Below are 12,529 nucleotides of genomic sequence, written 5' to 3'. Positions count from 1 at the left end.
TCTAGATTTGCAGAAGTGGAACAAACACCAAATGCATGCGGCGGATCATTATGACAGGCCAACCAGAATACCCTTTCGGGGTGTCGGAGACGGATCATCTGTGGATCACAATGTCCGATGGCGTGCGCCTGGCCGCACGGTTGTGGCGCCCTGTGACTCGAGCGCCTGTGCCCGCCATTCTGGAGTACATACCCTATCGCAAGACCGACATGGTTCGCGCACGGGATGAGAGGAACCATCCCTATTTTGCCGCCCATGGCTACGCATGTATCCGCGTGGATATGCGGGGATCAGGGGATAGCGAAGGGCACATGCCGGATATGTACGCACCGGCAGAACTGGACGATGCGCGGCACGTGATCGAATGGTTGGCTACACAACCCTGGTGCAATGGCCGCGTGGGCATGTTCGGCACGTCTTGGGGTGGGACCGCATCTCTCCAGGCAAGCGTCGATGCGCCCGCACCGTTGAAGGCGGCAATAGCGGTCTGTGCCACGCATGACCGATTTGAGGACGATATCCATTATATGGGCGGTTGCGTTCTTTCGGATACGTTCGAATGGGGGGCAACACTTCCTTCAATCCTGGCGTCTCCGCCGTCGTTGAATGTCGGGCCGGAATGGAAATCGCTTTGGAAAGAACGGATCGACAATCTGACGTTTCCTTTGGAAAACTGGTTGCGCGAGGATGGCCGCGGTGACTATTGGCGCCACGGCTCGGTTATTCATACCGCTGACGCCCTTTCGGTTCCGATCCTGTCAGTCGGCGGATGGAGCGATCGCTACTCCAATTCTGTCATGTCTCTGGTTGATGCCCGCCCCGATCTGGTCTGGGGGGTCGTTGGTCCGTGGGGGCACCATTATCCCGACCATGGTAGCCCGGGGCCTGCCATCGGCTTTCAAAAGCTGGCGCTGGAGTGGTGGGATCATTGGCTGAAATCGGATCGGCCTGACACGCCGGACTGGCCCCGCCTGCGGGTCTGGATGCGCGAATTCGACAGGCCGGGCGACAGTTTGGCCCAAAGAACCGGGAGATGGGCGCAAAGCGGGCCAGCCTCGCAGGAAAGCATAATGCAGGATTGGGACTTGTCCACGCTGAAATCCAGCGACGGCACTGCACCATGGAGGGTTCCCACAGACTCGGCCGTCGGGCAGGCCGCCGGGGAAACAGGGTATTTTGGCCGCCCCGGCGGGCTGCCTCTTGATCAAACCGAAGACGATGCCCGGTCATTGGTCTTCGAAACGGCTCCTTTGGTTCAGGACATCATAATTTACGGTTCAGTAACACTGGCTCTGCGCAGCGAGTCCGGCGACGAACTGGCGCAGATCATCGCAAGACTCAGCGACGTGAACCCAGAAGGGGTCGCTGCACGTGTCAGTTTCGGCGTTAGAAACCTGTCGCTTGATGAGAATTTGGATCGTACCCCGTCAGCGGCGAAAGCTGGTGAATTCAATGGGAAGATCCGACTTCATTCAACGGCCTATTGCGTGCGCAAGGGACACAGCCTGCGACTGGCTTTGTCTTCATCTTACTGGCCTCTTCTTCACGCAAAATCACCGGCCTTGGACATACAGATAAAACACGCGACGCTGCATTTGCCTGTTTTACCCCATGAGCCCGTAGACTTGTCTAAACCACTGCCCCCGGCACAAGACCTGCCTGAGCAGAAGCGGCATTCCACCTGTGCAGCTGACCCTCTGTCTCGCTGGACCCAGACGACTGGAAACAGGATTGAGATAGGCTGGCATCAACCGCTTCTGAAAGCGACTTTCGCCCAGACAGAAACTACTTTCAGTTATGAAACCAGCATAACGCACAGTCTGGAGACCTCAGATGTCGTTGATCAACAGACAAGTGTACGTCACAAGATGGGATTCGAACGGCCTGACGGAACGGCTGAGGTTTCGATCGCTTTGACCGCCCGTACCAAAGGCGATCGCACTACGGCGGATGCAGAGTTGAATGCGACATGGAACAATCAGCTCTTCGCAGCGCGACAATGGCGTATTTTGTAACAAATCGCCGGTCAGTTCATTGTCGATTTCAGCACTTCTGCTTTGTCAGGGCTGAGTTCACGTGGGTCCGGGCAAACTCTTTTCGTATCGATTACCGCCCGTATTCTGATCTCGACCTGCGAGGAATTGCCGGGTTCAAAGACCCGATTGTGCAAACATTGTTAAACACATCAGCAGCATTTGGTTTTGACACAACCGCTTTGGTTAGAAACGCGTTCGCGACCGTCTTGACTGAGGCAAGAACAACCATAAAGGGCTAAATTTGGCATCTGATCGTCAGTTAGGCAACACAGATCACCCATACCACCGCAGCGTTTTGAGCGGTGAACCACCGCGCGCAGCGGATTTCAATGCATCCTGAACTCAGCAAATTGCTTCTTCGACGCAATTTCACCACTTTCAAGGAGCAAGCGTTTCTGAGGCAGATGTGAAAGATCTGAAGCCAGAAGTAAAGTGAACAGACTCAGGCGAGGAGGACAATCTGACAGTTTTAGAACAAGTATAGCATTGGGTTGATTTTGGATATTATGAACTACCTTAGGTTGTTTAAGGCACGAAAACTCAACCTGTATGAGGAGAGTAAAATGCTTGGACAACCCAACTTCGACAAGATTGTTTTCTTCGGGGACAGCTTCACTGACAGCGGTATATTCTTTGGCGCAAGCTCTTCCGTGGCATTGTTCGGATTACCTCCCGTGCAGCTTGGGTACGACCAGCAGTTTTCGAACGGCGATGTATATGCTGATATCGTGCCCGGTTTGTTGAGTGTCGACGCCATAAACCTCGCGGTCGGGGATGCGCAGGCTCTGACCGATCGGACCATTAGCGATGTCCTGGCAGATACCGGCTTGATCAGACCTGATGCGCTGCCAGACGATCTGGCGTTTCGGGTCGATTTTGTCGCGCAGGTTGAAAGGTTTGTTCAAGACACTGCCGGGACCGACTTATCAGCTACGGCTGCATCTGTTCTGATAGGCGTCAACGATTTTGGCAATTTCGCCCCTACCTCCTCCCTTACTGCTGTGGTGGAAGGCGTTAAATTTGGCGCGGACACAGCGATCGCCACGTTGCAGAGCTCGGCCGTTCTGGCTGCTTCGGGTGTCGGAACGATTATATTCAATACCCTGCCTTCGCTTAGTGTTTTGCCAACCACATCCGGACAATCCCCGGAGGAGCAACTTTTGTCTTCGGTCCTTCTGGAGTCGTATAATGCAACGCTTGTCGAAGGGGCGGGACTGCTCGAACTTCTCGGCGTAGATGTAGTGATCGTGGAATTTGGCGCAATGTGGGAGGAAATTGCAGCCGATTTCGAGAGTTTCGGCTTCAAGACTTTTGCCGATCCCGTTTTGTTGGGGCAATTGGGTTCTGAGGGGCCAAATCCGGCGGTTTTGGGCATACCGCACGATCAAATCGCGTTCTACGATCCAGTGCATCCAACGACAGAATTGCACGAAATTCTGGCGGTCTTTCAGGCCGAAAGCCTGACATCGCATGTGCAAGTTGGTTCGGCTGAATATGAGTGCATTCTGGGCAGCGCTGGTGATGATCTGGTTCTGGCGCGCGCGGGAAATGACTTTCTTGACTTAGGCGCAGGCAATGACGTGGCCATTGCGGGATTGGGCGATGATCGAGCGATTGGCGGGACAGGCAACGACCTTTTGGCCGGGGGGTCTGGCCGCGACCTTCTCTGCGGCAACTCGGGACGCGATATTCTGGCAGACGGGTCCGGTGATGATCGTGTCTTTGGCGGATCTGGATCAGATCTGCTGATTGACGGTGCAGGATCTGATCTGGCATTTGGCGGTGAGGGAGATGACGTTTTCATCTTCACTGAAGACAACCTTCTTGGGCGTGATGCGGATGAAATGGACTGTTTCTATGGCGGTTCGGGCGAGGACACCCTGATCATACGCGTCGAGGATGCAGCGGTGGAATTGACCGCATTCGAAATGTGCGGAGGCACTTACTACGAGGCGTTAGGCTTGATGGTGTACGACATTGAAAACGTTATTGTTGTGGAAGGGACAGATACCCCATTTGTTGTCGATTTCGAAGCTGAACTGGCCACCGCCGAGCTGTGGAATTTCCTGTAACGGCAAATGCTCGCGGAGACATAGCTTTCCGATGTGCAACACATGTCATCGATCAGAGGCGAACAGATGTATCTCTGATATTTTTTAAATGATCAGCGCACAGATCGCAAAGTTGGTTGTAACTTTCTCAAACCCGTTTCTCGGTTTTGTTGAATGAAAATTTAGATTTGATCGATTGATTTGCAGGTTCTGAGTTATCAATAATGCTATCCGGTGGGTCCAGCGCGAGGCGGTTTCAGCTTCGGGCTCGGTTCGCTCATTCGTCCGATCACAGCGATCATACATTTTGCCGACAAGTCTGCTATTAGTTAGGCCGGGAACAAAGACTGCTTACGTTTCGCAGCAGGCAATCGCTTGATGCGCCATGATTGGTAATTCACAAAACGAGGCGCTCTTTGCGAATAGTGAGCGACGGGCTGCGAAAGTAACATTTGCTCGTTCATCTAACGTTCATCTATCACTGCCTGTGCCGTTCATATTCTGATGGCAAAAAAGAGTCTCTAGGCCGTTAGAGTGGAATTGCAGCCCAATTGTTGGCAAATCGGATGTATGCGCGGCGTCTTATTTTTGAGTGTTCTGCCTTTGTCGAGCCTGCGCTACGCTGCAGGCAAACAATCATGCTGTATTTGGTCTGCATAGTCGCGAACATGCTTTGGTGCCCTCAACAGGGCTAGACATGGCGCGCTGATACCGCTCGCCGCGTTGGGTCAAAAAGCTGTTTAGCCTCTCCTGGCCCGCGCGCCTTCCCCCAATTTGACGCCCGTCGCACTTGTCATCCGGCACACCAAGGTCGCGTCTTGTTGGGATCGGGCCAAGTTCAACCTCGATTGGGGCCAGCGGAGTGGGGCGCGTGGTGGGCAGGTCCATAAATTTGTCCCAACGCGCTGCCCAACCGTCGCGCGATTTGAGCTTTCGAAATACGCCATGATTTTGCACTTCGATCCACGGAATGCCTTGATCCCGGCACCACGCAGCAACCTGAAGATCGCGCTGATAGGTCCAGTGATTGCCGGTTTCCTCATGCGACCAAAGAGCCTCGAGCAGACCTTGTGCCTTAAGGTCGGAAAGAACAGATCGAATTGGACCCAGGCGTATAACAAGCGGCTGCCCTAATTTGCCAAGGTCCTTACGCAATTCAGCGAGCGTTTCTGCGACAAAGGCCCAGTGCCGCGCTGAGGCATCAGCCTGTTGCCATAGCTCAGTTTCAACAACGTAGAGCGGTAACACTGGCCCAACGCGAGAGGCCTGATTCAGGGCAGTATTGTCCTGCACTCTCAGATCGCGTTTGAACCAAACAACCTGCATGACTTCTCCAACAGTCTTTGAATGGTAGTACGAAGAACGTCAGGTAGCAGATCATTTTCTTAGCTGTTTTCGCTCTGCATCAGAAGCGAGATAAAAAGCGTGAAAAGTAAGCCCCGACATCCGGTTTGTAGCGAAGTTACTGCTGCCTCACTCTGTGCAATAGACGGTCGTTCTGAGGTTCTGACATCAATGCCTCGCAATCAGAGACCTGCCGGACGGAACCTGACCCAACCGTCATAGTTTGACCGGAAAAGCAGTGGACGTTCGACATCAGAAGGCACCCCCAATGTTGAGCATCAGTTGAATTTGACTTTTACACCATGAACTAAGGGGAACAAAACTGACGCCCTTCGGCACAAATACTCGGAGTAGACGTGGTCAGACTGGGAATTCTGCTGATTTCGGTGGAAACTAACGTCACTAAGTCGTCTGACGCTGCTTTTCTGGCCAGAATTCATCCACCACGACATAAGCGATGATTACAAAAAAAGCGGCGCTGGCAACTTGAACAACGCGAATGATGCTCTTGACGTCGGCCTCGTCTGAAAACGGTGCAACCGAACCCCCATATACAATCAGTGCGGTGGTGATGGCCGAGCCGGCGGCGGCGGCGAGTGGGGCTTGTGATTTTCCAAGTGCTCCGAGGGACAGGCAAAAGAAAAAACACAGCAGAATAGGGGTGAGAATAACCGGAGCTATGACGTTTACTTCGTAACAAATGATGGAGACTGCCGCCCCGAGAAGGTTTGCCGTCAGCATTGCTTTTGCGACGGTTTTACCCGCGGCGGGCATCGCCGCGAGTTGCTGGCTCAGCAGGGCGACAAAAAACAGAACCAGTAATGCGGATGCGCCGGAAACAAAGAACGCCATGGCAAAAGGAACAGTAACAAGCGACATCCTGACTATGCGGCGATGTGGGTCGAAGTCTGGCGACGTTGCGGCTTTTTTCTGGGCGGCCGTCTGAGGTTCGGCGGGTATTAGCACGAACATCAGCGTCGATACAAAGCCTGCAAACAGCAGATTCAGCGGTATCCAGTACACGAGCACCAAAGCCAGGTCCTGTGATTGCAAAACCAGGTTCGGGATCATCAATGCACCCATGAGGGCGATGACACCCGGCAATACTCCGGCCCCAGAAACTGACCACATGAAAGACAAGATTATTCCGATGGCCACCAGAATGAGAAAAACAAGTGGATATGGTGAGAAGATTGACGACACCAGGAATGAAATGAACATCAATCCAATTGAGAAAACAAACAGCTTACCAAACGCCGCCAAAGACAACGCCGCAGGTGCTTGCAGAAAAAGGGCAGTGAACACTGCCCCTACAACAGCAAGCGGCCATCCAAGAAACAGACCCAAGGCAAAGACGCCGGTAACACCCAGCGCAAGCCGGATGACAGAGCGTTGGTCCTCAGTACGCATAGGACAGAATTGAAACCAAGCGTATGTAGGTACGGCCAACGAGGTTCAGCAGCGAGTTGTCGCTTAGATACATGATCACATCGGCCTGCCCGTTCAGCTGAAAGCGAAGATCATCTTCGGCACTTCCAGCTTCATAACCGGGTAAAATGATCCTGACCGGGAACCTTTCAGGCTCGCGCAAAAATCCTTTGGTGCTTGGTGCGCTCGCCAATTGCCCAGGCTCATCACCGCCGCTCAAAGAAACAGCGGCACTAAAGCTCTCAATGACGCCCGGAACAATCTTACCGGGATGCATATCCAACACCACATCAACTGGAGACCCTACCGAGGCTCTTCCCAGGTTGTTCTCGGTAAAATACGCCTCGATCCAGACGTCCGTTGCATCCAGAAACGTCAATAGATCCTGGCCGGATCGCGCGTACGTTCCGGGGGCTATCAGCAAGTTGGAGATGACGCCCGTCGCCGGAGCACGCAGTTCAGTCCATTCAAGGTTCAATTCTGCATCGGCCAAGGCCGCCAACGCGCGCTGGATCTTCGGGTTTTCAATCCCATCGTCACCGAGCCTTTGTTTTGCTTTTTCCAGATCCGCTTTAGCGTTCTCAAAATTCGCCTCGGACTCTGCCAACTGCCCTCGAGCATCATCTGCCTTTGAGACGGCAATCAGCCCTTTCTTTTCGAGCGCAAACACACGCTCTGTCTGAAGGCGCATCGTGTCGAGATCACTCTGCGCCCTTGCCAGTTTGGCCTGCGCAGCGCTTACTTCTGCTGACGATGCGCCCACCTCCTGAGTGGCTGCCTCGAGATCAGCTTCGGCTTTGTCACGCTCAATTTCGTAAGGCCTGGCATCAATCCGAACCAGAACATCCCCGGCCGAAACCACCTGACCGTTTTCAACGAGAACCTCGGTCACGGTACCAGTGACCTGCGGAACGATCTGGGTCGCCACGGCTTTTACTCTGGCGTTACCTGTGAACGGTGTCTTGCGGTCAGCGACCAGATACCAAATGAGAAAGATGAGTATGACGGCCAGTGTCGACCAGATCGTCTTCCTCATTTTGCCGCTCCTTCAGCGGCATTTTCGGTTTCCGGTGCCGCGTCAATCCAGACTTTGAACAACTCATAGAAGACAGCAAACAATACCGGCCCCATGAAAATGCCGATCAAGCCATAGGCCATCATGCCTCCGAGAACCCCGATGAGGATCACAAGCATCGGCGTTTCAAGGCCTTTTGAGATGAAAACCGGGCGCAGAAAGCTGTCCATTATGGTCACGGGAATGGCCAGTATGGTGAAGATCAAAGCGGCACCTCCGGACATGGAACTCCATGCGTAGATGATCACAGGCAAAAGCACCAAGCCGGGTCCAATCTGGATGATCGAGAGGATCAGGCAGATAAACGCCAACGTAGCAGCCGAGCCTATCCCAAACAGAACCAACAGTATCCAAACGACGACGGCTTGAATGGCCGCAACGCCGATGACACCCTTTGTCACATTTCGGATCGTTGCGCCCGCCAGCGTAACGAATTCACCACCACGCGGTGCGAAGACCCGGTTGGCAAAGCGCTGAAGACCCTGAACCATATTTGGCCCGGGGCTGAACAGAGCGCCCATTATCAATACCGACAGGGCAAGGCCAAGAAGCCCAATTCCGATCCCCAAAACCTTTCCAAAAAGGGACTTGGTGATCTCAAGGATTTGCGCACCGTATTTTGCAAGCGCACCGTCCAGATTCCGCTCGAACATGCCCCAGACATCAGCAATTTTCCCGCCGATCAGTGGTAATTCCTTGATACCTTCTGGCGCTGGGGGAATTTTCAATTCGCCTTTGTCGGCCTGTTCCGCAAAATCTGAACCAAGTTCTGCGGCACCGGAAACCGCAGTTGCGACTGGCCCCAGGGTCAGAACAAGGCCCAACAAAACCAAGATCGTCGCTGCAAGCTTCTTTCGCCCTCCCAATTTCGATTGCAGCCAATCAAACACCGGATAGAGCGCCACGCAAAGGATCGTTGCCCAGATGACCACACTTGCGAGCGGGGCCACCATGACCAGTGCGCTATAGAGAAATAGTCCGAGAAACAGCAATCGTATCGCTAGATCGACAATCTTGGCGTCTTGAGTCTTTTCCATTCCATCCCCCTGGATATGTTTTCTGAATATTATACTCAAAAAACATAATATGTATATTTTTTTGAGATTGGGGTGATCACCTATGGGCTTGAAGACACAAATGAATCCGCTCCACGGCTTTAGAAGCGCAAACAGACTCACGCCTGTGCACGAATTTGGTTTGGCTAGATTAACGGATATCTATTGGTCTGCTTTTTCGTCGTCTTGGGACAAGATTGTATCTGCCACCGTAGTCGCCGCTGTAACGAAGACACCGAGGCCCACGATGATGTAAACCATCGTGAAGATTTTCCCAGCCGCGGTCTCAGGTGAAAAGTCACCAAACCCTACGGTCGAAATTGTAACGACAGAGAAGTAGATTGAGTCGAGCCAACTCCAACCTTCGACGAAGTGGTAAAAGACTGAAGCCCACAAAATCATTCCGACTGTGAAGGCCAGAAGGCCTTTCACTCTACCGTCCTTAAAAGCGACGCCTATCCCTCGTGTTATTCTGGTCAGTGAGTTCATTGTGTCCTCATCATTGGAAGAATTCACATATAGCAGTAATTATATGAATGTATGAAATCGAGAGGGTCTGGCTGTCAACGGATTGGGTGACGGGTCGAGTCGCCGTTGAGAAAGCTAAAGCAAAGTGTACGTTCGAGACCGATACAACTCGCCTCTAACGACCTATGTGAAACAGGGACCACAGCACAAAGCGAGCAAATGTTTTGGAGATGTCAGTTGCACAGCCGGGATCAATCAGGTTCAGGAAAACAACGGATCATAAATTCCACTGCCACCATGCTTAAATGGTTTAGGCTGCCCCAGACATGAATCAGAACCTCAGGAGAAATGCGTGCGGTACATAACAATAGGCGTAATGGTTTGTTGCGCTGTCGCGTTTGTAACTTTTGTTGCGGCTTGGCTTTTCCTGTCCTCTGCGTTGTTCAATTCATTTAGGATTGGTTTCGTTGAAAACCTGATCTCCAAGAAACTTGGTCAGGAGGTCATAATAGAAGATGAAGTCAGCCTAGGCTTTGGCCGGCAACTGCAAGTGTCAGCCGCGGGGCTGGTATTGCCCGGTTCGACCAAGACCGAAGCGGATCTAGCGGCAATCGACAAACTCGAGTTCAACGTGTCCGCGCGCGACCTTTGGAACAGTGAGCTTTCGCTGAGTAATCTGTCCGTTACGGGTGTTCACCTGAACCTGATCACGGACAAAGACGGCGTTGGAAATTGGAAACCCGTTTCCCAAAAAGATGTTGACGCCGAGAAACCTGACGAAACTCCAAAGCTGCCTGCGTCTGGAATTGTAGCGGATCACAAAATTGACCTGACCGATATTACGGTTCTCTATCGGAACGACTTTAACGGGCTTGAGCTGGATTTGCAGCTTCCTGAACTGCATTTGGCGCGTGATGAAAAGAGCGGGGTTGTAACAGCAGTAGGGACCGGTTCAGTGAATGGAGAACCCTTTGACCTGAACGGGATATTCCCAGCGCAAGACCCGTTTCAGGTGGCCGTGAATTTCGAGGAAATTTCCATTGCTGCCGAAGAAGTTGCCCAAGAGAACGGGCTGCAAGTGAAGGCGACGATAGAGGTCGCCGAACTCGGCCAGCTTCTCGATATCCTGAAACTCAACCGGGTTTTGGAAGGCACAGGGAGCATTGGTGCAACATTCAAAGCGGTCGACGGCGTTGCCCGTATTGATGACCTGAGTGTTTTGACGGAACTGGAAGGCGGGCAAAGCCTCTCGCTGACGGGCCAAATCGGAGAGTTGGGAAACCCGGAAGACGTATCGCTGACAACCCGCATACGTTTGTACCCTGAAGATGCTGAACCAGCCCCGGCAGCATCACGGTATGATCTGAAACTCATCGCAGTCGACATGGTCATCGACAGTGTATCCGGTCAGGTCCCGCAACGGAAAATGGTTATTAAAACCAACGGGTTCACGTTGGACACCTCTGGTGAAGGGCCACCGCCGATCAAGTTTTCCGAGCTTTCCAGAACGCCCGAAGGTGCCTTAAGGGTCGGGAACATCAACTTGAGAATTGGAAACCCCGCCAACCCGTTTATCATTTTGAACGGCTCGGTCGATGATGCCCTCCAATTGCAGGGCATATCGGCCGAAGGGTTGATGGACATACCAGCAAGCAGCTTGATCTCACCAGAGCTGCTGGGCCCGGATGATCAACTTGGCAGGTTTTCCGGCGATTTTCATTTGAATGGCGACATCAATGAACTTTCGCTGACCAATTTGGATGGCCAGACAAGCGAAACCGAAGTCTGGAACCTTGAGGTGCACGGTACCGTTAAAAATGTCCTCAAATTCGAGAATCTGGATTTGGCAATTGACGTCGACGTTCCGTCCGGGGCGGACCTGCTGGAAGCCCTGTCGCTTGAACGCGTTGAAACCGGGCAGGCTCATCTGGAAATCGACCTCGTCAGCGAAGGCACCGATTGGAACGCGAGCGCCAGTGTCGAGGTCGCAGACTCGGTTCTGCAAATTGCGGCCGATCTTGATGATGCAACCAGTGATCCTGTACTGCGGGGTTCGATAGAGAGTGACCTGATAAAGATAGATCAGATCCGAACCATCGTTCAGGCCGCCGCACAGTTGCGAAAGATTGGCGGTTCAGAGCCCGACGACGCAGACGCCAATCAAGAAGCCGAAAGCACAGGTCCTCTAAGAGACGTGACGCTTAAACCTATCGGGCGTTCAATTCTCTTGTCCGGTGTGAATATGGATGTTGATATTGATTTTCGACATATCGAAGGGGCCAAAGGCGTCAGCAGTTTGCAGAGTGAACTGACGCTTAATGAAAATAAGCTCAAGGCCGGCCCTGTGAAGTTTGAATACGGAGGCGCTCATTTCGACGTCAGCGCGCAAATGGATCTGTCGAACGACGCGCATTTGCTTACGTTGAGCGGCAAAGCAGGTGGCTGGCAGCTGGATGATATTCTTCACAGCCTGAACTTCAAAAAGGGCGCAAGCGGCACGATCTTTGCAGATTTTTCGGTGACAGGAGGAACCGATTCACCCAAGCATTTTGCCAACAGCATGAGCGGCAATGCCACTGTTTCGATGCGTGATGGCTCGATCGAGACGCAGCTTTTGGACCTGGCCGGGCTCGGGGTGCTGCCTTGGGTGTTTACTAAAGAAAAGCAAAAGGTTGCTCCAATTGTGTGTTTGCGTGCGCCGATCAGTATTTCCAATGGAAGTATTTCGACGAAACAAACCACTTTGGAAACAGACCATGTCCAAGTTGTTGTCTTTGGCGGTGTTAATGTGGCGGGCAAGGTCCTGGATTTAAATTTGCAGCCCCGCAAGATTGGCGAACCTCTTTCAAAAAGCCCCTGGCCAGTGACCTTAAAGGGCCCACTGGCTAAGCCGAATATCAAGGTCAAAGACGGCCCGAAACGACTGAAGCGATCGGATGGTGCGGATAAAATGCCAGCAAAAAGAAAACTGTGCGTTCCGGATATTTTGCAACTGCAATAGTGGCGGAGGCCGTGGGTACAAGAACAAGATTTAAGATCGCGAAGGAAGGCAACGCTTCCTGAAGGCGTTTT

The 12,529-nt window shown here is 52.7% G+C and carries 8 protein-coding genes; 3 read left to right on the top strand and 5 right to left on the bottom strand.

The window, feature by feature from the left end; genetic code table 11:
- The first annotated feature begins 50 nt into the window (after positions 1 to 50).
- Both ACOQOY_RS07180 and ACOQOY_RS07175 read left to right on the top strand, forming a co-directional pair.
- Positions 51 to 2,015 (top strand): CocE/NonD family hydrolase, encoded by a 1,965-nt coding sequence (locus ACOQOY_RS07180; RefSeq protein WP_420584778.1) that lies wholly within the window; start codon positions 51 to 53, stop codon positions 2,013 to 2,015.
- Positions 2,016 to 2,599: 584 nt separating this feature from the next.
- Positions 2,600 to 4,108, top strand: coding sequence for an SGNH/GDSL hydrolase family protein (locus ACOQOY_RS07175; protein WP_420584777.1), 1,509 nt, complete (start codon positions 2,600 to 2,602; stop codon positions 4,106 to 4,108).
- 615 nt (positions 4,109 to 4,723) lie between these two features.
- Here ACOQOY_RS07175 and ACOQOY_RS07170 read toward each other — a convergent pair.
- From ACOQOY_RS07170 to ACOQOY_RS07150, 5 genes are all read right to left on the bottom strand, one after another.
- Positions 4,724 to 5,413 carry a deoxyribodipyrimidine photo-lyase gene (locus ACOQOY_RS07170; RefSeq protein WP_420584776.1) on the bottom strand — a complete coding sequence of 230 codons (690 nt, stop codon included), beginning with the start codon at positions 5,411 to 5,413 and terminating at the stop codon, positions 4,724 to 4,726.
- A 420-nt stretch (positions 5,414 to 5,833) separates the two neighbouring features.
- Positions 5,834 to 6,841 (bottom strand): DUF2955 domain-containing protein, encoded by a 1,008-nt coding sequence (locus tag ACOQOY_RS07165; protein WP_420584775.1) that lies wholly within the window; start codon positions 6,839 to 6,841, stop codon positions 5,834 to 5,836.
- Positions 6,831 to 7,895 carry an HlyD family secretion protein gene (locus ACOQOY_RS07160; RefSeq protein ID WP_420584774.1) on the bottom strand — a complete coding sequence of 355 codons (1,065 nt, stop codon included), beginning with the start codon at positions 7,893 to 7,895 and terminating at the stop codon, positions 6,831 to 6,833. The genes ACOQOY_RS07165 and ACOQOY_RS07160 overlap by 11 nt, the downstream gene beginning before the upstream one ends.
- Positions 7,892 to 9,112, bottom strand: coding sequence for an AI-2E family transporter (locus ACOQOY_RS07155; protein WP_420584773.1), 1,221 nt, complete (start codon positions 9,110 to 9,112; stop codon positions 7,892 to 7,894). Before ACOQOY_RS07155 ends, ACOQOY_RS07160 begins: the two co-directional genes overlap by 4 nt.
- 39 nt (positions 9,113 to 9,151) lie before the next feature.
- Entirely contained in the window at positions 9,152 to 9,478 is a 327-nt protein-coding gene (locus tag ACOQOY_RS07150) for a potassium channel family protein (protein WP_420584772.1), read from the bottom strand.
- A 331-nt stretch (positions 9,479 to 9,809) separates the two neighbouring features.
- Here ACOQOY_RS07150 and ACOQOY_RS07145 point away from each other — a divergent pair, with 331 nt between their 5' ends.
- A complete protein-coding gene (locus ACOQOY_RS07145) occupies positions 9,810 to 12,458 on the top strand; it encodes an AsmA family protein (RefSeq protein WP_420584771.1) in 2,649 nt (882 codons plus the stop codon).
- Positions 12,459 to 12,529 lie beyond the last annotated feature (71 nt).

The sequence above is a fragment of the Ruegeria sp. genome (genome assembly GCF_965221235.1).
Classification (GTDB): Bacteria; Pseudomonadota; Alphaproteobacteria; order Rhodobacterales; family Rhodobacteraceae; genus Ruegeria.
The sequence above is the reverse complement of the archived record's forward strand: the minus strand, read 5'-3'. Positions and strand labels throughout refer to the sequence as shown.

Coding starts and splice junctions, on each gene's coding strand:
- ACOQOY_RS07170 (WP_420584776.1), bottom strand. CDS start 5,413: ATGCAGGTTGTTTGGTTCAAACGCGATCTGAGAGTGCAGGACAATACT.
- ACOQOY_RS07165 (WP_420584775.1), bottom strand. CDS start 6,841: ATGCGTACTGAGGACCAACGCTCTGTCATCCGGCTTGCGCTGGGTGTT.
- ACOQOY_RS07175 (WP_420584777.1), top strand. CDS start 2,600: ATGCTTGGACAACCCAACTTCGACAAGATTGTTTTCTTCGGGGACAGC.
- ACOQOY_RS07180 (WP_420584778.1), top strand. CDS start 51: ATGACAGGCCAACCAGAATACCCTTTCGGGGTGTCGGAGACGGATCAT.
- ACOQOY_RS07160 (WP_420584774.1), bottom strand. CDS start 7,895: ATGAGGAAGACGATCTGGTCGACACTGGCCGTCATACTCATCTTTCTC.
- ACOQOY_RS07150 (WP_420584772.1), bottom strand. CDS start 9,478: ATGAACTCACTGACCAGAATAACACGAGGGATAGGCGTCGCTTTTAAG.